Below are 24,556 nucleotides of genomic sequence, written 5' to 3' on the forward strand. Positions count from 1 at the left end.
CTTCCTCGCCTGTTTTCGCCTTGCATGACTCTAGCTCGCGAGATACTAGACAGCCTCTGTTGAAAAGGGCGCGTATCATACATGAAATCGGCCGCTGAATCGCGATTGGCTGCGACCGTTCAGCTGCGTTTGCTTCGAGCAATCGACAGCAGGCTGGCACTGAAAATCAGCGCTGCACCGATCAGCGAGGTCAGATCCGGGGTTTCTCCCCAGCGCAGCCAGGCAATCAGCCCGGCAAACACAATCGCCAGGTAGGCAAAGGGACCAATCAGCCCTGGCGACGCCAAACTGTAAGCCTTGGACATGATGATCTGGCTGGCGGTGGCCAACAAACCTATTACCAGCAGCAGCCAGAGGTCAGGCTCACTTATCGGTTGCCAGGCCCAGGTCAGCGGGATAGTCGAGAGCAGGGCGCTGAACAGGGAAAAGTAGAACACGATGCGATACGCAGGCTCGGTGTCGCTCATCTCGCGGATCGACACAAAGGCAAACGCGGCCAGCACACTGGCGGCCAGGCCGATCAATGCATGACTGTCGAGCAGCGCCGCCGACGGCTTGGCCACCAGCAGCACGCCAATCAGGCCCACCACGGTGGTCAACAGCATGCGCTTGCTCAGCGGCTCCTTGAGCCACCACCAGGCAATCAGCGGAGTGAATAGTGGTGCGGAATAGGTGAACAGCATGGCGTCGGCCAGCGGCAGGTGAGCGATGGCGTAGAAAAAACAGTACATCGCCGCCAGGCCGTAGGTGGTGCGCCACAGGTGGGATTTCAACCGCGTGGTCTTTAACGGGCGTAGGCCTTTGAACAGAATCAGCGGCAGAAAGAACAGCACGCCGACCAGGTTGCGCAAGAACACCACGGACTCGTTGTTGACGCTGACCGAGACTTCACGGATGCCCACGCCCATCAGGGAAAACAGCAAGGCCGACAGCGCAAGCAGAGCAGCACCCTGAACGGGTTTGACCGAGCGGGTGCCCATGTTCACGTGCGCAGCAGCGGGTAGAGTTCCTTGAGCAACTTGCTGCGGCTGAACACCATCTGCCAGCGATGGCCGCCCAGTTGGCGCCACAGGCGCGCAGAGCGAATGCCGGTGAGCAGCAGCGCACGAATCTTCGCGGCGTTGTTGGTCTGCTGCAGGTGACGCATGTCGCCTTGCACCTGAATGCGCTGGCGGAAGGWGCTGATGGTGTCTTGGTACAGGCTGGCGCAGTTGGATATCACGTTTTCATGGGTCGGGCCGAAGTGCTCGACCTGCTGCTGCACTTGATCAAGTCGGCTGCCCATGACTTGCAGCATGTCGCCACGCTTATCCAGCTGACGCTCCAGGGCCAGCAGCGCCAGGGCATAGCGCAGTGGATCACGTTGCAGACTGGCCGGGTCGCGCTCCAGGGCGCTGACCAGTGCGCGGTAGCCATCACGAAGGTTGAGGTCATCGCCGCCGTAGACGTCCAGGGTGTCTTTCGGGTCGCGCACCAGCAGGCTGTTGATCATGCAGGCTACGGCCGGCTCGCCGACCTGGCCAGTACGCGCCAGCTTGTCGACCAATACCGCCGATTCGAATACTGCACCGAGGGCGATCAGTTGCTCGCGGATAGGATTCACGCCGTTTGCTCCCGTGCGGTCCAGGGCTCGGCGGTTTCAATCACGCCGCCACCCAGGCAGATTTCACCGTCGTAGAACACCACGGACTGGCCCGGTGTCACGGCGCGCTGTGGCTCGTTGAATACGGCGCGGTAGCCACTGGCGGTTTTCTCCAGCGTGCAGGCCTGATCGCTCTGGCGATAACGCACCTTGGCCGTCAGCTCACGCGGCGTGCTCAGGTCAATCGGGTTGACCCAGTAAATTTCCGAGGCGAGCAGGGCGCGGCTGAACAGCCAGGGGTGTTCATTGCCCTGGCCAACCACCAGCACATTACGCGTCAGGTCCTTGTGCAGGACGTACCAGGGCTCGTCGCTGGCATCTTTCAAACCACCAATGCCCAAACCCTGGCGCTGGCCAATGGTGTGGTACATCAGGCCGTGATGGCGGCCGATAATTTCGCCTTCAGTGGTTTCGATATTGCCGGGCTGGGCTGGCAGGTACTGCTTGAGGAAGTCGCTGAAGCGCCGTTCACCGATAAAGCAGATACCAGTGGAATCCTTCTTCTTTGCCGTGGCCAGCGCGTATTTCTCGGCGATGGCGCGCACCGCAGATTTTTCTAGCTCGCCGACCGGAAACAGGGTCTTAGCAATCTGCTCACCGCCGACCGCATGCAGGAAGTAGCTCTGGTCCTTGTTCGGGTCGAGGCCCTTGAGTAGTTCGGTACGCCCGTCGATATCCCGGCGGCGCACATAGTGGCCGGTGGCAATCAGGTCGGCGCCGAGCATCAGGGCGTAGTCGAGGAAGGCTTTGAACTTGATCTCGCGGTTACACAGGATGTCCGGGTTCGGCGTGCGCCCAGCCTTGTATTCGGCCAGGAAGTGTTCGAACACGTTGTCCCAGTATTCGGCAGCAAAGTTGGCGGTGTGCAGCTTGATGCCAATCTTGTCGCACACAGCCTGGGCGTCGGCCAGGTCATCCATGGCGGTGCAGTATTCGGTGCCATCGTCCTCGTCCCAGTTCTTCATAAACAGGCCTTCGACCTGATAACCCTGTTCAAGCAGGAGCAGGGCGGAAACGGAGGAATCGACGCCGCCGGACATACCGACGATTACGCGCTGAGTAGTTGGATCTGGCATGGGGATACTGGGCACGGGCTTAAAAAGAGGGCGATTCTAGCAGGCGCAGGGCTGTGGCCGTTAATCGCGGATCAGGCTGAGTGAAAAGCACTGGCCACTCAGGTAGTCATCAATGCAGCGCAATACCAGTTCGCTGCGCCAGCGCTCGGGCTGCGCAGCCAGTTCGTCACGGCTTAGCCAGCGCGGGCCGATGATGCCGTCATCCAGCGGGTGATTGGGCCTCTGTTGCAGCGGCTTGGCGGCAAAACACACGCGCTGGTAGGTGATGCCGTTACTGGGTGCGGTATACATGTAAATGCCGGTAACACCGGTCAGTTCGACATCCCAGCCGGTCTCTTCGAGGGTTTCGCGCAGCGCGGCCTGCAGCAGGCTTTCGTCGGCTTCCAGGTGGCCGGCAGGCTGGTTAAACACGGCGCGGCCTTCGGCCATTTCTTCGACTAACAGAAAACGGCCCTGGTCTTCGATGACCGTGGCCACGGTGATGTGCGGCTGCCACTGCATAAACGTGTTACCTGTTATGAGAAAAGGCGATCTTATCCTGATTCTCTCTACCCTGAATGCGCAAACCCCGGCGCGGGGCCGGGGTTTGCGGTGCTGCTGCGCCCGAGGGCGCAGGGCGCTACGTCTTAGTTCAGCGCAGCGAGTGCGGCATTGAAGGTCGCGCTCGGACGCATGACCTGGCTAGTCAGCTGCGGGTTGGAGCGGTAGTAGCCGCCGATGTCCACGGGCTTGCCCTGTACGGCGCTGAGTTCGGCAACGATGGTTGCTTCATTCTCGGTCAGGGTTTTGGCCAGTGGCGCGAACTGCGCTTTCAGCTCGGCGTCATCGTTCTGTGCGGCCAGTTCCTGAGCCCAATACAGCGCCAGGTAGAAGTGGCTGCCACGGTTGTCCAGCTCGCCGGTTTTGCGCGATGGCGACTTGTTGTTGTCCAGCAGCTTGCCGGTGGCCGCGTCGAGGGTGGTGCCCAGCAGTTTGGCTTTCGGGTTGTTGGTCTTGATCCCGGTTTCTTCCAGGGAAACCGCCAGAGCCAGGAACTCGCCCAGCGAATCCCAGCGCAGGTGGTTTTCTTCGATCAGCTGCTGCACATGCTTGGGCGCGGAGCCACCAGCGCCGGTTTCGTACATGCCGCCACCGGCCATCAGCGGCACGATGGAGAGCATCTTGGCCGAGGTGCCCAGTTCCATGATCGGGAACAGGTCGGTCAGGTAGTCGCGCAGTACGTTGCCGGTCACCGAAATGGTGTCCTGGCCGCGAATCAGGCGCTCCATGCTTACGCGGATGGCCTGGTTGTAGTCCATAACGCGGATGTCCAAACCATTCAGGTCGTGTTCCTGCAGGTAGGCTTCGACTTTCTTCTGCAGCTCGCGGTCGTGGGCGCGTTCTGGGTCGAGCCAGAAAATTGCCGGGGTATTGGACTGGCGGGCACGGGTTACGGCCAGCTTGACCCAATCGCGGATCGGCGCGTCCTTGGTCTGGCAGGCGCGCCAGATGTCACCGGCCTCGACTTCGTGCTGCATCAGCACGGTGCCATCAGCGAGCACTACGCGCATGGTGCCATCGGCACTCATTTCGAAGGTCTTGTCGTGGGAGCCGTACTCTTCGGCCTTCTGCGCCATCAGGCCAACGTTCGGCACGCTGCCCATGGTGGTCGGGTCGAACGCGCCATTGGTTTTGCAGAAGTTGATCATTTCCTGATAGATGCGGGCGTAGGTGCTTTCCGGCATCACCGCTTTGGTGTCCTTGAGCTTGCCGTCCTTACCCCACATCTGCCCGGAGCTGCGAATCATCGCCGGCATCGAAGCGTCGACGATCACGTCGCTAGGAATATGCAGGTTGGTGATGCCCTTGACCGAGTCAACCATGGCCATTTCCGGGCGGTGGCTGTAGCAGGCATGGATGTCATCGAGAATTTCTTCCTGCTGCGAAGCCGGCAGGGATTTGATCTTGTCGTAGACGCTGCTGATGCCGTTGTTCGGGTTGACTCCCAGTTCTTCAAAGAGCTTGCCGTATTTGTCGAACACGTCCTTGTAGTAGACGCTGACAGCGTGGCCGAAGACGATCGGGTGGGAGACCTTCATCATGGTCGCCTTGACGTGCAGGGACCACATCACGCCGTTTTCCTTGCAGTCCTGCAGGGTGCGCTCGAAGAAATCGCGCAGCTCGCGGCAGCTCATAAACATGCTGTCGAAGACTTCGCCTTCCTGCAGAGCGAGTTGTTTCTTGACCTTGACTTGGCCGTCCTTGCCGACGAACTCGATGCGTACGTCACCGGCCTTGGCCATGGTGATCGATTGCTCGCTGGAGAAGAAATCGCCGCCGCGCATGTAATCGGCGTGGGATTGCGAGGTCATGCTCCACTTGCCCATGGAGTGCGGATGCTTGCGTACGAAGGCTTTGACTGCGGCAGGCGCGCGGCGGTCGGAGTTGCCTTCACGCAGCACCGGGTTGACCGCACTGCCCAGCACCTTGCTGTAGCGGGCGCTGGCGTCTTTCTCAGCGTCAGTTTGCGGGTCTTCCGGGAAATTCGGGATGTTGTAGCCCTGGGCCTGCAGCTCGGCGATTGCGCCTTTGAGCTGCGGCACCGAGGCGCTGATGTTTGGCAATTTGATGATATTGGCGTCTGGCGAGGTGGCCAGTACGGCCAGCTTGGCGAGGTCGTCGGCGATCTGCTTGTCGGCATCCAATTGGTCGGCAAAGCTTGCAAGGATGCGCCCTGCAAGAGAGATGTCGCGCGTTTCGACGGCAATCTCAGCAGAGGCTGCGAAGGCTTCTACAATAGGCAGAAGCGAATAGGTCGCAAGGGCTGGGGCTTCGTCGGTGAAGGTATAAATGATCTTCGAGGGGGTGGACATTCTGAGTTAACTCTCTTCTTTGCTGAGCGTGCATAGCCACTCGACATGCGCAGGTAAGCGCTGAGGCCCATGTGGATGAGCCAGAAGTCGAGGTCTTGCCGCGGTGATGTTGGATGCACCAGTAGAGTGTTGAGCGTTTCGAGCCGTTGAAGCGCTGTAGCAATTCGACGGTTTCAAGAGGCGGACAACCTGTTTGAACGATCCGCGCCTTATGACCTGTGAGTCATCTGTGCAGTATACCACCGCGCTGGCGCGTCGCAGAATGCCTTGGCGCATAAGACCAACGAACATATGGTTTCGCCCGATTCAAGTGGGTTACTCTGGGGCGATCTGACTGTTTTAACCACAAGACGGAGTCCAGCATGGGATACCAAAAGATCCAGGTGCCTGCCACCGGTGACAAAATCACCGTCAATGCCGATACATCCCTGAACGTACCGAATAATCCAATCATTCCCTTTATCGAAGGTGATGGTATCGGTGTCGATATCAGCCCGGTGATGATCAAAGTCGTTGATGCGGCCGTACAGAAAGCCTACGGCGGTGAGCGCAAGATCTCCTGGATGGAAGTTTACGCAGGCGAGAAAGCCACTCAGGTTTACGATCAGGACACCTGGCTGCCTCAGGAAACCCTGGATGCGGTCAAAGATTACGTCGTTTCCATCAAGGGCCCATTGACCACGCCAGTCGGTGGCGGCATTCGCTCCCTCAACGTTGCTCTGCGTCAGCAGCTCGACCTGTACGTCTGCCTGCGCCCGGTGCGCTGGTTCGAAGGCGTGCCAAGCCCGGTGAAAAAGCCTGGCGACGTCGACATGACCATCTTCCGTGAGAACTCGGAAGACATCTACGCAGGCATCGAGTGGAAAGCTGGCTCGCCGGAAGCAACCAAGGTCATCAAGTTCCTCAAAGAGGAAATGGGTGTTACCAAGATTCGCTTCGACCAGGACTGCGGTATCGGCGTCAAGCCGGTTTCCAAAGAAGGCACCAAGCGTCTGGCACGTAAAGCGCTGCAGTACGTAGTCGATAACGACCGTGACTCGCTGACCATCGTGCATAAAGGCAACATCATGAAGTTCACCGAAGGTGCCTTCAAAGAGTGRGCCTACGAAATTGCCGCTGAAGAATTCGGCGCAACCCTGCTCGATGGCGGTCCTTGGATGCAGTTCAAGAACCCGAAAACCGGCAAGAATGTCATCGTCAAAGACGCCATCGCCGACGCCATGCTGCAGCAAATCCTGCTGCGTCCGGCCGAGTACGACGTAATCGCCACCCTGAACCTCAACGGCGACTACCTGTCCGACGCCCTGGCGGCTGAAGTAGGTGGTATCGGCATCGCGCCGGGCGCCAACCTGTCCGACACCGTTGCCATGTTCGAAGCAACCCACGGTACTGCGCCGAAGTACGCGGGCAAGGACCAGGTGAACCCAGGTTCGCTAATCCTTTCCGCCGAAATGATGCTACGCCACATGGGCTGGATCGAAGCGGCCGACCTGATCATCAAGGGCACCAACGGCGCTATCTCGGCCAAGACCGTGACCTATGACTTCGAGCGCCTGATGGACGGTGCCAAGCTGCTGTCCTGCTCGGCATTCGGTGATGCACTGATTTCGCATATGTAAGCAAATCAGCCGTATAAAGAAAGGCCGGTCATATGACCGGCCTTTTTTGTGGGCGATTAACTGCCCAGGTGACTCTAATCAGACTTCAACCGTTGAGCCCTGGTGTTGCTTAACTGCGGCGGGCGCTTCACTGGCGGCAGTAGCCGCACTGATGTTTACGGCGTGGAGTCCTTTTGGACCTTGAATAATATCGAAGCTTACCGGCTGGCCAGCCTTCAGCGTTTTATAGCCGTCCATCTGGATAGCCGAGTAGTGGGCGAACAGGTCCTCATCTCGACCATCGGCCAGGATGAACCCATAGCCTTTGGCGTTGTTGAACCACTTGACCTTACCGCTAACCATGCTGATATCCCTCTGCAAAGGACTCCATCACTGGAGTATCATCCACTTCAATTCCACGCTCTGCTTGACGTGAGTCGGCAAAGCTGTGAAACCCCTTAATACCCACGCTGGGTATTCATTGTTTGTAACACCGTTTTGCCGATAGTCAAGGCAATGCTGTAACTGGCTGAGAAGCCGTTCAAACTCTGTCTAGCACAGACTATTCGCCCATCAACGAAGCTATTCAGCATGCATGCACGTAGCCAGATTCGACTAACATTCAATCAGGATCGCCCCGCAGAGCATGAGGACGATTCCTTCGGCTTAGCCGTTCAGGAATCCAAGCCCGCTTTGCAGGCGCCTCCTATGTATAAAGTGATTTTGTTTAACGACGACTACACGCCCATGGATTTCGTGGTCGAGATTCTCGAGGTGTTTTTCAACCTGAATCGAGAGATGGCGACCAAAATCATGCTGACCGTCCATACAGAGGGGCGGGCAGTGTGTGGAGTGTTTACCCGCGATATTGCTGAAACCAAAGCGACACAGGTGAATCAATATGCGAGAGAGAGCCAGCATCCGCTACTCTGTGAAATAGAGAAGGACGGTTAACGCCGGCCACTTGGGCATGAGGTGAAGCTATGTTAAATCGAGAGCTCGAAGTCACCCTCAATCTGGCTTTCAAGGAGGCTCGTACCAAGCGTCATGAATTTATGACGGTTGAGCATTTGTTGCTGGCCCTCCTGGATAACGAGGCCGCCGCCAGCGTATTGCGCGCATGCGGGGCCAATCTGGACAAGCTACGGCATGATCTACAGGAGTTTATCGACTCCACCACGCCACTGATCCCTCAACACGATGAAGAGCGCGAGACGCAGCCTACCCTGGGCTTCCAGCGCGTTCTGCAGCGCGCGGTGTTCCACGTACAGAGTTCCGGCAAGCGTGAAGTGACCGGTGCCAACGTACTGGTGGCGATTTTCAGCGAGCAGGAAAGCCAAGCGGTGTTTTTGCTCAAGCAGCAGAGCGTCGCGCGTATCGATGTGGTCAATTTTATTGCCCACGGCATCTCCAAGGTGCCGGGCCATGGCGGTCATTCGGAAACCGAACAGGAGATGCAGGACGACGAGGGTGGTGAATCCTCCAGTTCGAGCAACCCACTGGACGCTTATGCCAGCAACCTGAATGAACTGGCCCGCCAGGGGCGCATCGATCCACTGGTCGGCCGTGAGTCGGAAGTCGAGCGTGTGGCGCAGATTCTCGCGCGTCGGCGTAAGAACAATCCGCTATTGGTCGGTGAGGCCGGTGTCGGTAAAACTGCCATCGCCGAAGGCCTGGCCAAGCGCATTGTCGATAACCAGGTACCTGATCTGTTGGCCGACAGCGTGGTCTACTCGCTGGATCTCGGTGCACTGCTGGCTGGCACCAAATACCGCGGTGATTTCGAGAAGCGTCTGAAAGCTCTACTTAATGAGCTGCGCAAACGCCCGCACGCCATTCTGTTTATTGATGAAATCCACACCATCATTGGCGCTGGCGCCGCTTCTGGCGGGGTCATGGATGCCTCCAACCTGCTCAAACCCATGCTCTCATCGGGTGAGATTCGCTGCATCGGTTCGACGACCTTCCAGGAGTTCCGCGGCATTTTCGAGAAAGACCGCGCTTTGGCGCGTCGCTTCCAGAAAGTCGATGTAGTCGAGCCTTCGGTGGAGGACACCATCGGCATTCTGCGTGGCCTGAAAGGCCGCTTCGAGCAGCATCACAGCATCGAATACAGTGATGAAGCCCTGCGCGCAGCGGCGGAGCTGGCCTCGCGCTATATCAATGACCGGCATATGCCAGACAAGGCCATTGATGTAATCGATGAGGCAGGGGCCTATCAACGCTTGCAGCCTCTGGAGAAACGCCTGACCCGTATCGACGTGGCGCAGGTCGAAGACATCGTGGCGAAGATTGCCCGTATTCCGCCAAAACACGTCAGCAGCTCGGACAAAGAACTGCTGCGCAACCTGGAACGCGACCTGAAGCTAACCGTATTTGGCCAGGACGCTGCGATTGACTCACTTTCGACCGCAATCAAACTGTCGCGTGCAGGGCTCAAGGCGCCTGACAAGCCGGTGGGCTCTTTCCTTTTCGCTGGCCCTACCGGGGTTGGTAAAACCGAAGCTGCTCGCCAGCTGGCTAAGGCCTTGGGTGTTGAGCTGATTCGCTTCGACATGTCTGAGTACATGGAGCGTCACACCGTGTCGCGTCTGATCGGTGCGCCACCTGGCTATGTTGGCTTTGATCAAGGTGGCCTGCTAACGGAGGCGATCACCAAAACGCCGCACTGCGTACTGCTGCTCGATGAGATCGAAAAGGCCCACCCGGAAGTCTTTAACCTGCTTCTGCAGGTTATGGATCACGGCACCCTGACCGATAACAACGGCCGCAAGGCGGACTTCCGTAACGTGATCGTGATCATGACCACCAACGCTGGTGCTGAAACCGCAGCGCGGGCATCCATTGGTTTCACCCATCAGGACCACTCGTCTGATGCCATGGAAGTGATCAAAAAGAGCTTCACCCCGGAGTTCCGCAATCGTCTGGATACCATTATCCAGTTCGGCCGCTTGAGCCACGAGGTGATCAAAAGCATCGTCGACAAGTTCCTTACCGAACTGCAGGCGCAGCTGGAGGACAAGCGCGTCACGCTGGAGGTCAGCGATGCCGCACGTAGCTGGTTGGCCGAGAGCGGTTACGACGTGCAGATGGGGGCTCGACCGATGGCGCGCCTGATCCAGGACAAGATCAAGCGTCCGCTGGCGGAAGAGATCCTGTTTGGTGAGCTGGCTGAGCACGGCGGTGTAGTGCATATCGACATTGAAGGTGGGGAGTTGACCTTCGATTTCGAAACCACGGCGGAAATGGCCTAGGCGTAGTTTTCTTACGCGCACAAAAACGCCCGGCATTGCCGGGCGTTTTTACTGGAGCTTGGTGTAACAGATGCCGGAAAACTGAGTTTTCGCAGGCCTGTTAACGGGCGCGGTAAGTAATGCGGCCTTTGCTCAAGTCATAAGGCGTAAGTTCAACGCGAACTTTGTCGCCAGTCAGAATGCGGATGTAATTTTTGCGCATCTTTCCGGAGATGTGCGCAGTAACGACGTGCCCATTTTCCAACTCCACACGGAACATGGTGTTGGGCAGGGTGTCGACGACAGTGCCTTCCATTTCGAAGCTGTCTTCTTTCGACATGCAGTAAAGCCCTCGGTATCCAATGAATGGCCCGGTGCAACTGGCGCCAGGCAAAAGCGGCGTGCATTGTGCCCGAAATTTGGGGTTTGCGCCAAGGGCTTCAGTTAAGACTGACCCAGCGTTGATTGACGAACAGCTCGATTGGCCGGTACTGGGTCTTGTAATTCATCTTGCGGCAGTTCTTGATCCAGTAACCCAGATAGACCGCATGCAGCCCCAGACGCGCCGCTTCGGCAATTTGCCAGAGGATGGCAAAGCGCCCGAGGCTGCGCCGTTCCTCGCTCGGCTCATAAAAGGTGTAAACCGCAGACAGGCCATTGGGCAGCACATCGGTTACGGCAATTGCCAGCAGACGGTTGTCCTGGCGGAACTCATAGAAGCGCGAGAAGGCTAGATCACGCACTAGAAAAGTCGAAAATTGTTCGCGGTTGGGCGGGTACATATCGCCATCGGCGTGCCGCTGCTCAATGTAGCGCACGTACAGCGCGTAATATTCTTCGGTAAAAGCTGGGCGCACCAGGCGCACCTGAACGTCCTGATTACGCTTAAAGATACGCCGTTGCTGACGATTCGGGCTGAACTGCGCGGCAGGGATGCGCGCCGGGACGCAAGCGGTGCAGCGTTGGCAGTGCGGGCGATAGAGGTGGTCGCCGCTGCGACGAAAGCCCATTTCCGAAAGCTCAGCATAAACATCCGCATCCATGGGCTGACTGGGGTCGAGGAACAGGGTGGTGGCCTGCTCGTCGGGCAGATAGCTGCAAGGGTGCGGTTGAGTGGCGTAAAACTTCAGGCGGGCCAGCTCAGTCATGATCGACTCTCAGGGTCGGGCTTAAATCAAGTGTAAGCCAGGCTGGCAAACTCGCCTAGGCGACCCAGTCGGCCAGGCTGGATTGATCAAGATGACCACTCAGGTAGCCGGCGAACTCGCTTCGGGAAATCGTCTGCGCACCGAGACTGAGCAGGTGTTCGGTTGGCATCTGGCAGTCGATCAGCACAAAGCCCCAGTTCTTCAAGTGTTCAACCAGCGTGACAAAACCCACCTTGGATGCATTGTCAGCGCGGCTAAACATCGACTCACCAAAGAACAGCTGACCCATGGCCAGGCCATAGAGCCCGCCAACCAGCTCGTTATCGCGCCAGACCTCAACCGAATGAGCGATACCGCGCCTGTGCAGCTCCAGGTAAGCATCCTGCATGGGGCTGGTGATCCAGGTTTCTGCTGCATAGCTGCGCGGCGCGGCGCAGGCGCGGATCACGTCAGCGAAAGCCTGATCAAAGGTCACCCGATAACGGCCCTGGCGCAGCACTTTGCCAAGGCTACGCGAGACGTGCAGCTGGTCAGGCAGCAGCACGGTGCGCGGGTCTGGCGACCACCAGAGAATCGGCTGGCCATCCTGAAACCAGGGGAAGCAGCCGTGCCGATAAGCCTGGATCAAACGCTCGGGGCGCAGGTCGCCACCCGCCGCCAGCAGGCCGTTCGGCTCGCGCAGGGCTTTATTTAAGGGCGGAAAATCCAGTGAGTCGCGTTGCAGCCACGTCAGCATGTGCAGGGCCGGAATTGGACAGAGGAGGGCAGGGCGGACGGTGCGTCCGCCCTGGATGGATCAATTGTCGTCGAGGAATTTCTCGACATCCAGCGCGGCCATACAGCCGGCGCCGGCAGAGGTGATGGCCTGGCGGTAAACGTGGTCAGCCACGTCGCCTGCGGCAAATACACCTTCAATGCTGGTGGCGGTGGCATTACCTTCATTGCCACCCTTGATCAGCAGGTAGCCGTCACGCATCTCCAGCTGGCCGTGGAACAACTCGGTATTGGGCTTATGGCCGATGGCGATAAACACGCCAGCCAACGGCAAGTCTTTGCTCACACCGCTCTGTGTATCTTTCAGGCGCGCACCAGTAACGCCAGTGTTGTCGCCCAGTACTTCTTCCAGCGCGTGATTCCAGTGCAGCACCACGTTGCCGTTGGCTGCCTTGTCGAACAGTTTGTCCTGAAGAATCTTCTCGGAACGCAGCTTGTCGCGGCGATGCACCAGGTGCACTTCCTTGGCGATATTCGACAGGTACAGCGCCTCTTCGACTGCGGTATTGCCGCCACCAATTACCGCTACCACCTGGTTGCGATAGAAGAAGCCATCGCAGGTGGCGCAGGCCGATACGCCCTTGCCGGAAAACGCTTCTTCGGACGGCAGGCCCAGGTACTGCGCCGATGCGCCCGTGGCAATAATCAGTGCATCACAGGTATAAGTGCCGCTGTCGCCTTTCAAGGTGAAAGGGCGCGACTGCAACTCGGCGGTGTGGATGTGGTCGTAGACGATCTCGGTTTCAAAGCGCTCGGCATGCTTTTGCATACGTTCCATCAGCGCCGGGCCGGTCAGGCCCTCAACATCACCCGGCCAGTTGTCCACTTCGGTGGTGGTGGTCAGCTGACCGCCGGGCTGGATGCCGGTAATGATCACAGGCTTGAGGTTGGCGCGGGCAGCGTAAACGGCAGCGCTATAACCGGCAGGGCCGGAGCCCAGGATGATCAAGCGTGAATGCTTGACTTCGCTCATAAAAACACCTCATAAGCCTTTGTCACAAAAGAGAATGCATGCTCCAATTGAGCCGCACGGAAGATGTTGGCGGATATGCTACACCGAAGCAGGCAAGGAGCGGGAGTCAACCGCCGTAGCTGTTTATACATACAGCCCGGTCTGGTATCGTGTGGTTAAACCCGTACAATCGCTGCATATTTTGCCGTTAACCAATTATTCGGCGCCTCTGGCGCAGGAACAGATGCGTTTTGAAGAAATCTAGCCCAACCGCACAAGCCCCTCTCTGGCGCCAGCAGCTGCCTTATCGACTCAAAGAAGGCGCGCTGATTGGCCTGGGCGCCCTTTGCCTTTATCTGTGGATGGCCTTGCTGACCTACGATGCGGCTGACCCGGGCTGGACCCACACCAGCAATGTTGAGCAGGTACAAAACGCCGCCGGCCGCGCCGGTGCATGGTTTGCCGACATTCTGTTTATGGCGCTGGGCTATTTCGCCTATCTATTCCCGCTGCTGTTGGCGGTAAAAACTCTGCAGGTGTTCCGCGCCCGCCATCAGCCGTGGCAGTGGAGCGGCTGGCTGTTCTCCTGGCGGCTGATTGGCCTGGTCTTTCTGGTGCTGTCCGGTGCCGCACTGGCGTATATCCATTTTGACGCCAACTCGAGCATGCCGGCCTCTGCCGGCGGTGCGCTGGGTGAAAGCCTCGGCCAACTGGCAATCAATGCACTGAATGTGCAGGGCAGTACGCTGCTGCTGATTGCATTGTTCCTGTTCGGTTTGACGGTGTTTACCGACCTGTCCTGGTTCAAGGTGATGGACCTGACCGGCAAGATCACCCTCGATCTGATCGAGCTGATCCAGAGCCTGGCTAACCGCTGGTGGAGTGCGCGGGTTGAGCGCAAGCAGCTGGTAGCGCAATTGCGTGAAGTCGATGAGCGCGTCAGTGAAGTCTCCGCTCCGATCGTGCTGGATCGCCGTGAACAGGCCAAAGTCAAAGAACGCCTAATTGAGCGCGAAGAGTCGCTGAACAAGCACATGAGCGAGCGGGTCAACCGTCCCGCTCCAGTGATCACGCCTCCAGCCGCGCCGAAAGCACCCGAGCCGAGCAAGCGTGTGCTGAAGGAAAAACAGGTCAACCTGTTTGAAGACAGCGCCCTGGCCGGCAGCCTGCCGCCGATTTCGATCCTCGATGTGGCAGAGAAAGTTCAGAAGAAATACTCGCCCGAATACCTGGAAGCCATGTCGCGCCTGCTTGAGATCAAACTCAAGGAGTTTGGCGTCGAGGTTATCGTCGAGTCGGTCCATCCAGGCCCGGTGATCACCCGCTTCGAGATCCAGCCCGCAGCTGGGGTCAAGGTCAGCCGCATTTCCGGCCTGGCCAAAGACCTGGCGCGCTCGATGGCGATCATCAGTGTGCGCGTGGTGGAAGTAATTCCAGGCAAGACCACGGTCGGCATCGAAATCCCCAACGAAGACCGGCAGATCGTGCGCTTCTCCGAAGTGCTGTCGTCGCCTGAGTATGACGAAGCCAAGTCGCCGGTCACTCTGGCCCTGGGCCACGATATCGGCGGCAAACCGGTGATTACCGACCTGGCGAAGATGCCCCACCTGCTGGTGGCTGGTACCACTGGCTCCGGTAAGTCGGTCGGGGTTAACGCCATGATTCTGTCGATTCTGTTCAAGTCCACGCCGGAAGAGGCGCGCTTGATCATGATCGACCCGAAAATGCTTGAGCTGTCGATCTACGAAGGCATTCCTCACCTGCTGTGCCCGGTAGTGACCGATATGAAGGAAGCCGCCAACGCCCTGCGCTGGTCGGTGGCCGAGATGGAGCGCCGCTACAAGCTGATGTCGAAGATGGGCGTGCGCAACCTGGCCGGCTTTAACCGCAAGGTCAAAGACGCCGAAGAGGCGGGCGAACCACTGAGCGATCCGCTGTACAAGCGCGAAAGCATGCACGACGAAGCGCCGCTGCTGAAAACCCTGCCAACCATCGTGGTGGTGGTCGACGAGTTCGCCGACATGATGATGATCGTCGGCAAGAAGGTCGAAGAGCTGATTGCACGTATCGCGCAGAAAGCCCGTGCGGCGGGGATTCACCTGATTCTCGCGACTCAGCGTCCTTCGGTGGATGTGATCACCGGCCTGATCAAGGCCAACATCCCGACCCGTATGGCGTTTCAGGTATCGAGCAAGATCGACTCGCGCACCATCCTCGACCAGGGTGGCGCCGAACAGCTGCTAGGCCACGGTGACATGCTCTATATGCCGCCAGGCACAGGTTTGCCGATTCGCGTACACGGCGCCTTCGTTTCCGATGAAGAAGTACACCGCGTGGTCGAGGCCTGGAAGCAGCGCGGCACGCCTGACTATATCGATGACATCCTGGCCGGTGCCGAAGAGTCCGGTAGCGGTTTCGAGGGTGGCAGCGGCGAGGGCAGTGAAGGCAGCGAGGCCGACCCGCTTTATGACGAGGCAGTGAATTTCGTCCTGGAAAGCCGCCGCGCGTCTATCTCCGCAGTGCAGCGCAAGCTGAAAATCGGCTACAACCGCGCCGCGCGGATGATCGAGGCCATGGAAATGGCCGGCGTCGTCACCTCAATGAACACTAATGGCTCTCGCGAGGTCATAGCACCAAGCCCCGTTCGCGATTAACGCCTAGCCCGATCTTAAGGAGTCCCATGCGCCTGATTCGCATGTTGTTGCTGACCGTACTGAGTTTTACCAGCGTTGCCGCCATGGCCGACGATGAAGTTGCCGTGCAGCGCCTGACCGAGCTGCTCAACCAAGCGCAGACCATCAACGCGCGCTTTTCCCAGCTGACCCTCGATGGCAGCGGTACCCAGCTGCAGGAAACCGCCGGCCAGCTCGCGCTAAAACGTCCAGGCCTGTTCCGCTGGCACACCGATGCGCCGATGGAGCAGCTGCTGGTTTCCAATGGCGAGAAGGTCTGGCTGTACGACCCGGACCTGCAACAGGTGACCATCCAGACCCTCGATCAGCGCCTGACCCACACCCCGGCGCTGCTGCTGTCCGGTGATGTGTCGAAGATTCGTGAGAACTTCGAGATCAGCCACAACGAAGGCGGCAACGTGGTCGACTTCATCCTCAAGCCAAAATCCAAGGACACCCTGTTCGACAGCCTACGCCTGTCGTTCCGCAACAAGGTGCTCAACGATATGCAGTTGATCGACAGCATCGGCCAGCGCACCAACATTCTGTTCCTCAACGTGAAAATGAATGAGCCGCAGGACGATGCGCAGTTCACCTTCGAGATCCCGGCCGGCGCGGACGTGATTCAAGAGTAAAAAGCTCAAAGTAAGAGGCGTTAAACCGCAGTCATGGATCTGTTTCGCAAGGCTCCCGTCGCTCAACCCCTGGCTGCCCGTTTGCGTGCAGCCAGCCTGGATGAGTACGTCGGCCAGGAGCATTTGCTGGCCCGTGGTAAACCCTTGCGTGAAGCGCTGGAGCAGGGCGCGCTGCATTCGATGATTTTCTGGGGGCCGCCGGGCGTCGGCAAGACCACCCTGGCGCGGCTGCTGGMGCAGGTGTCCGATGCGCATTTCGAGACGATTTCCGCAGTGCTCTCCGGGGTCAAGGAGATTCGCCAGGCCGTGGAAGTGGCGCAGCAACATGCCGCGCAATATGGCCGCCAGACCATCCTGTTTGTTGATGAAGTGCACCGCTTCAACAAGTCGCAGCAGGATGCCTTCCTGCCCTACGTGGAAGACGGCACGCTGATCTTTATCGGCGCCACTACGGAAAATCCATCGTTCGAGCTAAACAACGCCTTGCTCTCACGGGCTCGCGTGTACGTGCTGAAAAGCCTGGATGAAAGCGCGCTGCGCAAGCTGGTCGAGCGTGCCTTGAGCGACCCAAAAGGCCTGGGCGAACGCCAGCTGAGCCTGCCGGAAGAAAGCTTCAAGATCCTCCAGGCAGCCGCCGATGGCGATGGCCGGCGCCTGCTCAATTTTCTGGAAAACGCCGCGGACCTGGCTGACGACGGCAGCGAGATCGGCAGCGAACTGCTGCTCAATCTGCTCGGCGATACCCGTCGGCGTTTCGACAAGGGCGGCGAAGCCTTCTACGACCAGATATCGGCGCTGCACAAATCCGTACGCGGCTCCAGCCCGAATGGCGCGCTGTACTGGTATGCGCGCATGCTCGATGGTGGCTGTGACCCCCTGTATATCGCCCGGCGCGTGGTGCGTATGGCCAGCGAGGATATTGGTAACGCCGACCCGCGCGCCTTGACCCTGTGCCTGAATGCCTGGGATGTGCAGGAGCGCCTGGGCAGCCCCGAGGGTGAGCTGGCGGTGGCCCAGGCGATTGTCTACCTGGCCTGCGCGCCGAAAAGCAACGCGGTCTACAACGCCTTTAACGCGGCCAAGCGTGATGCTGCCGAGCACGGCTCGCAGGAGGTGCCGCTGCACCTGCGCAACGCGCCAACCAAACTGATGAAAGAACTGGGTTATGGCGATGAATACCGCTATGCCCACGATGAGCCCGATGCCTATGCCGCAGGGGAAGATTACTTTCCCGAAGCCTTTGAACCGCGCGAGTACTACCAGCCGGTGCCGCGTGGCCTGGAACTGAAAATTCGCGACAAACTGCAGCATTTGCACAACCAGGACCGTAGTAGCCCCAGACAGCGGAGAAAACCATGATTCGTGTAGCAATGGCCGTTGCCCTCGGCGGTGCCGTAGGTTCTGTACTGCGTTTTCTCACCGCCAGCTGGGTGGTTGCGCACTGGCCACGGCATTTTTACCTGGGCACCTTCACCGTCAATATCCTCGGCTGCCTGTTGATTGGCCTGCTGTCAGGCCTGTTTCTGCTGCGTAGCGACCTGCCCATCGAATTGCGCAGCGGCCTGATCATCGGCCTGCTGGGCGGCTTCACCACCTTTTCTTCATTCAGCCTTGAGTTGCTCAAGCTGTTTGAAGGTGGCCGCCACAATGAGGCCTTCGCTTACCTGCTGTGCAGCGTGGTCGTCGGTGTGGCTGCGGTGTGGGGCGGATTTGCCCTGGCACGCCTCTATCAGTAGTCGCGCCAGCTAACGCGCGGTCTGGCACCCAAGCCTGTTAAAGCCTTAAACTGCGCGGCATTGCGCGTCATGGCCATGGCCATGCAAACCCTTGTGATGTGTTGAGACCAGAACATGCTCGATTCCAAACTCGTTCGTACCCAGCTCCATGAAGTGGCCGAGCGCCTGGCCGCCCGTGGTTTTGTCCTTGATGTTGCGCGTTTCGAAGCGCTCGAAGCTCAGCGCAAGGATGTGCAGACCCGCACCGAGCAGCTGCAGGCCGAGCGTAACAGTCGCTCCAAATCCATTGGCCAGGCCAAGCAGCGCGGTGAAGACATTGCGCCGCTGCTGGCCGAAGTCGATCAGATGGGCAGCGATCTGGAGCAGGGTAAACGTGACCTCGACAGCATCCAGAGCGAGCTCGACAACCTGCTGCTGAATATCCCCAACCTGCCGCATGAGTCGGTGCCGGTCGGTGAGGACGAAGAGGGCAATGTCGAGGTCTCCCGTTGGGGCACGCCGCGTAGCTTCGATTTCCCGATTCAGGATCACGTCGCCCTGGGTGAACAACACGGTTGGCTGGATTTCGAGACCGCAGCCAAACTGTCCGGCGCGCGCTTTGCCGTGCTGCGTGGCCCCATCGCCCGTATGCACCGTGCTCTGGCGCAATTTATGATCAACCTGCACACCGGCGAACATGGTTACGAAGAAGCCTACACGCCGTATCTGGTGCAGGCGCCGGCGCTGCAAGGCACCGGCCAGCTGCCGAAGTTTGAGGAAGACCTGTTCAAGATCAGCCGCGAAGGCGAAGCCGATCTGTACCTGATCCCGACCGCTGAAGTGTCGCTGACCAATATCGTCGCCGGCGAAATTCTCGATGCCAAGCAGCTGCCACTGAAATTGGTCGCCCACACCCCATGCTTCCGTAGCGAAGCCGGCGCATCCGGTCGCGATACCCGCGGCATGATCCGTCAGCACCAGTTCGACAAAGTTGAGATGGTGCAGATCGTCGAGCCGAGCAAATCTTTCGAAGCGCTGGAAAGCCTGACCGCCAACGCCGAGCGCGTGCTGCAGCTGCTCGAGCTGCCGTACCGCAAACTGGCGCTGTGCACCGGCGATATGGGCTTCGGCGCGGTGAAAACCTACGACCTGGAAGTCTGGGTGCCGAGCCAGGACAAGTACCGCGAGATTTCTTCGTGCTCCAACTGTGGCGACTTCCAGGCGCGCCGGATGCAGGCGCGCTACCGCAACCCGGAAACCGGCAAGCCCGAGCTGGTGCACACCCTCAACGGCTCCGGCCTGGCAGTAGGTCGCACCCTGGTCGCCGTGCTGGAGAACTACCAGCAGGCCGATGGCAGCATCCGCGTGCCAAACGTGCTGAAGCCCTATATGGGCGGCATCGAAATCATCGGTTAATCCGGATTTCAGCTACCTGCGACGGGGCGGCCAGTGCTGCCCCGTTTTGTTTACCCGATCGAGAGCGTGCGTCATGGATTTTCTGCCCCTGTTCCACAAACTGCAGGATCGCCTGGTACTGGTGGTCGGTGGCGGCGAAGTTGCCGTGCGCAAGGCGCGTTTGCTCAGTGATGCCGGCGCGACGTTGCGGGTGGTGGCGCCGGAAATTCGTGATGAATTGCGCGAGATGGCCAACGCGCGCAATGGCGAGGTGCTGCTGCGTGATTATCAATCGGCTGATTTGCAGGGCGTGGCGCTGATTATTGCCGCCACCGATGACGAACCGCTGAATGCGCAGATATCGGCCGAGGCCCAGGCCTTGGGTATCCCGGTCAATGTGGTGGATGCGCCGAAGCTGTGCAGCGTAATTTTCCCGGCTATTGTCGACCGCTCACCGCTAATAGTCGCGATCACCAGTGGCGGTGATGCACCGGTGCTGGCCCGGCTGATTCGCGCCAAGATCGAAACCTGGATTCCCGCAACCTATGGTCAGCTAGCCGGTTTGGCCAAGCGCTTTCGTGCTCAGGTCAAAGCGCTTTTTCCGGATGTGCAGCAGCGCCGGGTGTTCTGGGAGGATGTGTTCCAGGGCCAGGTCGCCGAAAGCGTATTCGCCGGCAAACTGCAGGAAGGTCAGCGTCTGCTGGAAGAGAAGATCGCAGGGATTGCGCCGCGCACCTTGGGTGAGGTGTATCTGGTCGGCGCTGGACCGGGTGATCCTGATCTGCTGACCTTCCGCGCCTTACGCCTAATGCAACAGGCCGATGTGGTGCTGTATGACCGCCTGGTAGCCCCGGCGATTATCGAGCTGTGTCGCCGCGATGCCGAGCGCATCTATGTCGGTAAACAACGCGCCGAGCATGCCGTGCCGCAGGAACAGATCAATCAGCGCCTGGTCAGCCTGGCCAAACAAGGCAAACGCGTGCTGCGCCTCAAGGGCGGCGATCCGTTTATCTTCGGTCGCGGTGGCGAGGAAATTGAAGAGTTGGCCGCCCACGGTATTCCGTTTCAGGTGGTGCCGGGCATCACCGCTGCCTCAGGTTGCGCGGCTTATGCGGGGATTCCGCTGACCCACCGCGACCATGCGCAGTCGGTGCGCTTTGTTACCGGTCACCTGAAAGATGGCAGCAGCAATCTGCCTTGGAATGAACTCACGGCCAGCAGTCAGACCCTGGTGTTCTATATGGGCCTGGTGGGCTTGCCGATCATCTGTCAGCAGCTGATTGCCCATGGCCGCGCCGCAACAACCCCGGCGGCATTGATTCAGCAGGGCACCACGCAGAACCAGCGGGTGTTTACCGGCACCCTGGCCAATCTGGCCGAGCTGGTGGCGGAGCATGAGGTGCATGCGCCGACCCTGGTAATCGTCGGCGAAGTGGTGCAACTGCGGGAAAAGCTGGCCTGGTTCGAAGGGGCTCAGGCCAACGTCTGATTACGCTCGGCCCACAGCAGCGCGGCACGCTCCAGAGCCTGTTCGCGCGGTTCACCGAGGGCGCGCAGGGCCAGGGCCATGGTGCTGATGACGGCAAGCTGGCCGTAATCATCGGCCACTTCACCACGCCAGAAGGCTGCCAGATGAGCGGGTTGCAGTGATTCGGGTTTGACGTGGCGCAACGCCGACAGCGCCGGCCATTCTTCATCCCAGTTATCACCGTTGGCCGTGCCATACAGGTGGCTGGTGGCGTCCGGGTTGATCTCGATTTCGCCGCCTTCACCCTTGATCACCACCGCGCTATCGCCGAGCAACTGGCTGGCTTCACGGTGCACCGCCTGATAACCCGGATGAAAGATGCTCTGCAGGCCGCAACGCGCGCCCAGCGGATTGAGAATGCGTGCCAGGGAATGAATCGGTGAGCGCAGGCCGAGGATATTGCGCAGGTCGATCATCCGTTGCAGTTGCGGCATCCAGTCACCCAGCGGGATAAACGCCAGCTGTTGTTGCGCCAATGCCTGCTCGACACTGCCCCAGTTGCGACACAGTGGAATGTGCAGGGTTTCGAGTAGCTGTTCGCTGTACATGCGCCCGGCCGTGTGTGGGCCGCCGCCATGCAGCAGGATGCGAGTACCGCTATTCGCCAGGGCTTTGGCGGCCAGCAGAAACCAAGGCAGGTGGCGCTTCTTCCCGGCATAGCTGGGCCAGTCCAGATCTACCTGAATTGCCGGCGCCTGCAGGCGTGCACGTACAGCTTCGGCAAAGCCGGCCATTTCCTCGGCGCTTTCTTCCTTGTGCCGTAGCAGCATCAGGAATGCGCCCAACTGGCTTTCTTCGGCCTGACCGTCGAGCAGCATGCCCATGGCCTCACGGGCTTCCTCGCGGGTCAGGTTGCGCGCGCCACGCTTGCCCTTGCCCAGAATGCGTACAAATTGCGCGAAGGGATGTTCCGGCGGAGTCACAAGGTTCATAGGCAATTGGTCGGCTTGGGCAGGCCCGCCAGCTTGGCGGCGAGTTTGGCAGGAGCGCCATTGAACAGGCGATTGAGGTTCAGGCTATTGCCTTTCTCGGGGCCGAGTTTGCTGGCAATAAATTTGATCAGCGGGCGATTGGCCGGCGACAGCTGGAACTCGTCGTAAAAGCTGCGCACCAGCCAGAGGATTTCCCAGTGATCAGCGCTCAGGTTGATGCCCTCACGTTGCGCCAGGGCGTGCGCAGCGGCCTCGGACCAATCGGCGAGGTCGAGCAGATAGCCGTCTTTGTCCAGCGCCAGGCTGCGGCCTTCAACATTCAATGCAGTCATAGCCAGGTGTTTACCTTGTCGTATTGGCAGCTCAGGGCCACGAAAGCGGGGTAATCGACCAGTGTGAGGCGGCTAGGGTGCGCAACGCCGCGGGCCTGGACATCTTCATCCAGGGCATACAGCGCAATGGCTTCGGGCATCAGCTCCAGCGCCTGGCGCTGCGCACTGCCGGCCTGCAAGGCATACACCGCATCACCACAGAGCAGTAGGGCATCCTGGCTGCCGAGCAGACGCAGGCAACTGCTCAGGCGGCTATCGGTAAAGGGCGAATGTGAAAGCACGTGCAAGGTAGCCATCAGAGCGTAATCACCTGGTCATAACGGTCAATCAAGGCGCTTATCGAGGAATCATCGAGGCGCTCGACAGCGAGACTGCTGGGCTGATCCTGCAGGCCGCGTTCTTCCAGGCTGCGCTGGGCAACATACAGCGCCTCGACGCCAAACATCGGCAGAGCCTGCAGATTGGCACCGAGGTCTTTCTGCTGCAGGCTGGCCGGCTGCTGTGCACCGCTCAGCTGAAATACCCCGTCGTCGAGAAACAGCATACCAATCGGCAAATCGAAGGCGCCGCCAGCCAGGGCGATATCCAGCGCTTCCCGCGCACTGGGGCCGGACCAGGGCGCCTGGCGGCTGATGATCAACAGTGACTTGCTCATCTCAAGGCCCTCCAAAGCACACCAGGCGATCCGCCAGCTGCGCCGCTTCGTGCAACTGGCCCAGGCCGGAAAGCTCCCAGGGCGCATCCAGGTTGGCGGCAGTGCGCGAATAACGCTGCGCTTCGTCGTCATTCAATACGCCACGGCGCAAGGCGGCGGCGATACACACCACGCCATCCAGTTGCTGCGTTTGCACGAACTCACGCCATTCACGCGGCAGATCCACTTCATCCTGCGCGCAGACCACATTGCTCGAGGCGCTGTGGACGCCGTCCTGATAGAAGAACAGCCGCACAATCTCATGCCCACCGGCCAATGCCGCCTGGGCAAAACGCAGCGCGCGGCGCGAGGAGGGCGCATGAGGAGGTGAGAACAGGGCGATGGCGAACTTCATAGCAAACCTGGCAAGCCAATTTGCCGGAATGATAAAGCCTGAGCCGCCAAGATGCGCGCGATCTATGGACGCCAGGCATAAAAAAGCCCGCCGAAGCGGGCTTTGCACAGCAAGTTGAATCAGTCGTCGCTGCCCATGATGCCGAAAATCTGCAGCAGGCTGACGAACAGGTTGTAGATCGACACATACAGGCTGATGGTCGCCATGATGTAGTTGCGTTCGCCGCCATGAATGATCGCGCTGGTCTGGAACAGGATGCAGGCCGAGGAGAACAGCACGAAACCTGCGCTGATCGCCAGTTGCAGGCCGCTGATCTGGAAGAAGAAGCCAGCAACCATCGCACCGATCAGCACAAAGAAACCTGCAGTGATAAAGCCACTGAGGAAGCTCATGTCCTTGCGGGTGGTCAGCACGTAAGCCGACAGGCCGCAGAACACCAGTGCCGTCATGGCGAAGGCTGAGCTGACCACTTCAGCGCCGTTGGCCATGCCCATGTAGCGATTGAGGATCGGGCCGAGGGTGTAGCCCATAAAGCCGGTCAGAGCGAGGGTCGAAACCAGGCCCCAGGCCGAGTTACGCAGTTTGGCGGTGAGGAAGAACAGGCCGTAAAAGCCGATCAGCACCACAAAGATATTTGGATAAGGCACATTGGCGCGCTGCGCGATGTACGCCACCAGGCCACTGAAGGCCAGGGTGATGGCCAGCAGGCCATAGGTGTTGCGCAGGACGCGACTGACTTCTTGCTGCTCAACCTGCGTGTGGTCAAGTGCATAATTGTGTTCGTTCATGGCGACACTCCTGAAATGGCTGATGGTTCCGTGACCAAGGTCAGGCCCGATCATAGCAGAGGCAGATAAAGAGCCAATACGCAGAGTTTGACAGCGTGTTGCGTTCGGGTAAGATTGCCGCCCGCAATCGCCGGAAGCGTGGCAGAGCGGTTGAATGCAACGGTCTTGAAAACCGTCGAAGGGGAAACTCTTCCGTGAGTTCGAATCTCACCGCTTCCGCCAAATTCCTCTGGCC

General features: G+C 59.2%; 25 protein-coding genes and 1 tRNA gene. 10 read left to right on the top strand and 16 right to left on the bottom strand.

Annotation, left to right across the window (positions count from 1 at the left end; genetic code table 11):
* Positions 1 to 119: 119 nt before the first annotated feature.
* From P3C18_RS16670 to P3C18_RS16690, 5 genes are all read right to left on the bottom strand, one after another.
* Positions 120 to 980, bottom strand: coding sequence for an EamA family transporter (locus P3C18_RS16670; RefSeq protein WP_275962958.1), 861 nt, complete (start codon positions 978 to 980; stop codon positions 120 to 122).
* 2 nt (positions 981 to 982) lie between these two features.
* Positions 983 to 1,603 (bottom strand): high frequency lysogenization protein HflD, encoded by a 621-nt coding sequence (gene hflD / locus P3C18_RS16675; RefSeq protein ID WP_275962959.1) that lies wholly within the window; start codon positions 1,601 to 1,603, stop codon positions 983 to 985.
* Positions 1,600 to 2,718 (bottom strand): tRNA 2-thiouridine(34) synthase MnmA, encoded by a 1,119-nt coding sequence (gene mnmA / locus P3C18_RS16680; protein ID WP_275962960.1) that lies wholly within the window; start codon positions 2,716 to 2,718, stop codon positions 1,600 to 1,602. Before mnmA ends, hflD begins: the two co-directional genes overlap by 4 nt.
* A gap of 60 nt (positions 2,719 to 2,778) precedes the next feature.
* A complete protein-coding gene (locus P3C18_RS16685; protein ID WP_275962961.1) occupies positions 2,779 to 3,219 on the bottom strand; it encodes an NUDIX hydrolase in 441 nt (146 codons plus the stop codon).
* A gap of 125 nt (positions 3,220 to 3,344) precedes the next feature.
* Positions 3,345 to 5,570 carry an NADP-dependent isocitrate dehydrogenase gene (locus P3C18_RS16690; RefSeq protein ID WP_275962962.1) on the bottom strand — a complete coding sequence of 742 codons (2,226 nt, stop codon included), beginning with the start codon at positions 5,568 to 5,570 and terminating at the stop codon, positions 3,345 to 3,347.
* A gap of 362 nt (positions 5,571 to 5,932) precedes the next feature.
* Here P3C18_RS16690 and icd point away from each other — a divergent pair, with 362 nt between their 5' ends.
* Positions 5,933 to 7,189, top strand: coding sequence for an NADP-dependent isocitrate dehydrogenase (gene icd / locus P3C18_RS16695; protein ID WP_275962963.1), 1,257 nt, complete (start codon positions 5,933 to 5,935; stop codon positions 7,187 to 7,189).
* A gap of 78 nt (positions 7,190 to 7,267) precedes the next feature.
* Here icd and cspD read toward each other — a convergent pair whose 3' ends face one another.
* A complete protein-coding gene (gene cspD, locus P3C18_RS16700; protein ID WP_090386463.1) occupies positions 7,268 to 7,531 on the bottom strand; it encodes a cold shock domain-containing protein CspD in 264 nt (87 codons plus the stop codon).
* Between the two features lie 228 nt (positions 7,532 to 7,759).
* On the opposite strand from cspD, the gene clpS reads away from it, so the two are divergent.
* Together clpS and clpA are read left to right on the top strand one after the other, a co-directional pair.
* On the top strand, positions 7,760 to 8,122 hold the full coding sequence (gene clpS / locus P3C18_RS16705; RefSeq protein WP_090253676.1) for an ATP-dependent Clp protease adapter ClpS: 363 nt from the start codon (positions 7,760 to 7,762) through the stop codon (positions 8,120 to 8,122).
* 29 nt (positions 8,123 to 8,151) lie between these two features.
* A complete protein-coding gene (clpA, locus tag P3C18_RS16710; RefSeq protein ID WP_160014300.1) occupies positions 8,152 to 10,422 on the top strand; it encodes an ATP-dependent Clp protease ATP-binding subunit ClpA in 2,271 nt (756 codons plus the stop codon).
* A gap of 100 nt (positions 10,423 to 10,522) precedes the next feature.
* Here clpA and infA read toward each other — a convergent pair whose 3' ends face one another.
* The 4 genes from infA to trxB form a co-directional block, all read right to left on the bottom strand.
* A complete protein-coding gene (infA, locus tag P3C18_RS16715) occupies positions 10,523 to 10,741 on the bottom strand; it encodes a translation initiation factor IF-1 (protein WP_002553999.1) in 219 nt (72 codons plus the stop codon).
* Positions 10,742 to 10,841: 100 nt separating this feature from the next.
* On the bottom strand, positions 10,842 to 11,549 hold the full coding sequence (locus tag P3C18_RS16720) for an arginyltransferase (protein WP_275962964.1): 708 nt from the start codon (positions 11,547 to 11,549) through the stop codon (positions 10,842 to 10,844).
* A gap of 55 nt (positions 11,550 to 11,604) precedes the next feature.
* On the bottom strand, positions 11,605 to 12,285 hold the full coding sequence (gene aat / locus P3C18_RS16725) for a leucyl/phenylalanyl-tRNA--protein transferase (protein WP_275962965.1): 681 nt from the start codon (positions 12,283 to 12,285) through the stop codon (positions 11,605 to 11,607).
* A gap of 60 nt (positions 12,286 to 12,345) precedes the next feature.
* Positions 12,346 to 13,296, bottom strand: coding sequence for a thioredoxin-disulfide reductase (gene trxB, locus P3C18_RS16730; RefSeq protein ID WP_090253685.1), 951 nt, complete (start codon positions 13,294 to 13,296; stop codon positions 12,346 to 12,348).
* 230 nt (positions 13,297 to 13,526) lie between these two features.
* On the opposite strand from trxB, the gene ftsK reads away from it, so the two are divergent.
* The 6 genes from ftsK to cysG all read left to right on the top strand — a co-directional run bounded on the left by ftsK (position 13,527) and on the right by cysG (position 21,181).
* Positions 13,527 to 15,929, top strand: coding sequence for a DNA translocase FtsK (ftsK, locus tag P3C18_RS16735; protein ID WP_275962966.1), 2,403 nt, complete (start codon positions 13,527 to 13,529; stop codon positions 15,927 to 15,929).
* A 26-nt stretch (positions 15,930 to 15,955) separates the two neighbouring features.
* Positions 15,956 to 16,582, top strand: a complete 627-nt coding sequence (gene lolA / locus P3C18_RS16740; protein ID WP_160086953.1) for an outer membrane lipoprotein chaperone LolA — start codon at positions 15,956 to 15,958, stop codon at positions 16,580 to 16,582.
* A 33-nt stretch (positions 16,583 to 16,615) separates the two neighbouring features.
* Complete coding sequence (locus P3C18_RS16745) at positions 16,616 to 17,941, top strand: replication-associated recombination protein A (protein WP_275962967.1); 1,326 nt, start codon at positions 16,616 to 16,618, stop codon at positions 17,939 to 17,941.
* Positions 17,938 to 18,318 (top strand): fluoride efflux transporter CrcB, encoded by a 381-nt coding sequence (gene crcB, locus P3C18_RS16750; RefSeq protein WP_275962968.1) that lies wholly within the window; start codon positions 17,938 to 17,940, stop codon positions 18,316 to 18,318. Before P3C18_RS16745 ends, crcB begins: the two co-directional genes overlap by 4 nt.
* Before the next feature lie 114 nt (positions 18,319 to 18,432).
* A complete protein-coding gene (serS, locus tag P3C18_RS16755) occupies positions 18,433 to 19,713 on the top strand; it encodes a serine--tRNA ligase (protein WP_275962969.1) in 1,281 nt (426 codons plus the stop codon).
* 73 nt (positions 19,714 to 19,786) lie between these two features.
* Positions 19,787 to 21,181, top strand: a complete 1,395-nt coding sequence (cysG, locus tag P3C18_RS16760) for a siroheme synthase CysG (RefSeq protein ID WP_275962970.1) — start codon at positions 19,787 to 19,789, stop codon at positions 21,179 to 21,181.
* Here cysG and P3C18_RS16765 read toward each other — a convergent pair.
* The 6 genes from P3C18_RS16765 to P3C18_RS16790 form a co-directional block, all read right to left on the bottom strand.
* Positions 21,166 to 22,152 carry a glycosyl transferase family protein gene (locus tag P3C18_RS16765; protein WP_275962971.1) on the bottom strand — a complete coding sequence of 329 codons (987 nt, stop codon included), beginning with the start codon at positions 22,150 to 22,152 and terminating at the stop codon, positions 21,166 to 21,168. The genes cysG and P3C18_RS16765 overlap by 16 nt on opposite strands.
* Entirely contained in the window at positions 22,149 to 22,484 is a 336-nt protein-coding gene (locus P3C18_RS16770) for a TusE/DsrC/DsvC family sulfur relay protein (protein WP_275962972.1), read from the bottom strand. The genes P3C18_RS16765 and P3C18_RS16770 overlap by 4 nt, the downstream gene beginning before the upstream one ends.
* Positions 22,481 to 22,780 (bottom strand): sulfurtransferase complex subunit TusB, encoded by a 300-nt coding sequence (tusB, locus tag P3C18_RS16775; protein WP_275962973.1) that lies wholly within the window; start codon positions 22,778 to 22,780, stop codon positions 22,481 to 22,483. Before tusB ends, P3C18_RS16770 begins: the two co-directional genes overlap by 4 nt.
* Positions 22,780 to 23,139 (bottom strand): sulfurtransferase complex subunit TusC, encoded by a 360-nt coding sequence (tusC, locus tag P3C18_RS16780; protein ID WP_275962974.1) that lies wholly within the window; start codon positions 23,137 to 23,139, stop codon positions 22,780 to 22,782. Before tusC ends, tusB begins: the two co-directional genes overlap by 1 nt.
* A gap of 1 nt (position 23,140) precedes the next feature.
* Entirely contained in the window at positions 23,141 to 23,533 is a 393-nt protein-coding gene (gene tusD, locus P3C18_RS16785) for a sulfurtransferase complex subunit TusD (protein ID WP_275962975.1), read from the bottom strand.
* Between the two features lie 119 nt (positions 23,534 to 23,652).
* Entirely contained in the window at positions 23,653 to 24,321 is a 669-nt protein-coding gene (locus tag P3C18_RS16790) for a Bax inhibitor-1/YccA family protein (RefSeq protein ID WP_275962976.1), read from the bottom strand.
* Between the two features lie 132 nt (positions 24,322 to 24,453).
* On the opposite strand from P3C18_RS16790, the gene P3C18_RS16795 reads away from it, so the two are divergent.
* Positions 24,454 to 24,543: transfer RNA gene (locus P3C18_RS16795), tRNA-Ser, on the top strand.
* Positions 24,544 to 24,556 lie beyond the last annotated feature (13 nt).

The sequence above is a fragment of the Pseudomonas sp. 1928-m genome (assembly GCF_029269135.1).
Taxonomy (GTDB): domain Bacteria; phylum Pseudomonadota; class Gammaproteobacteria; order Pseudomonadales; family Pseudomonadaceae; genus Aquipseudomonas.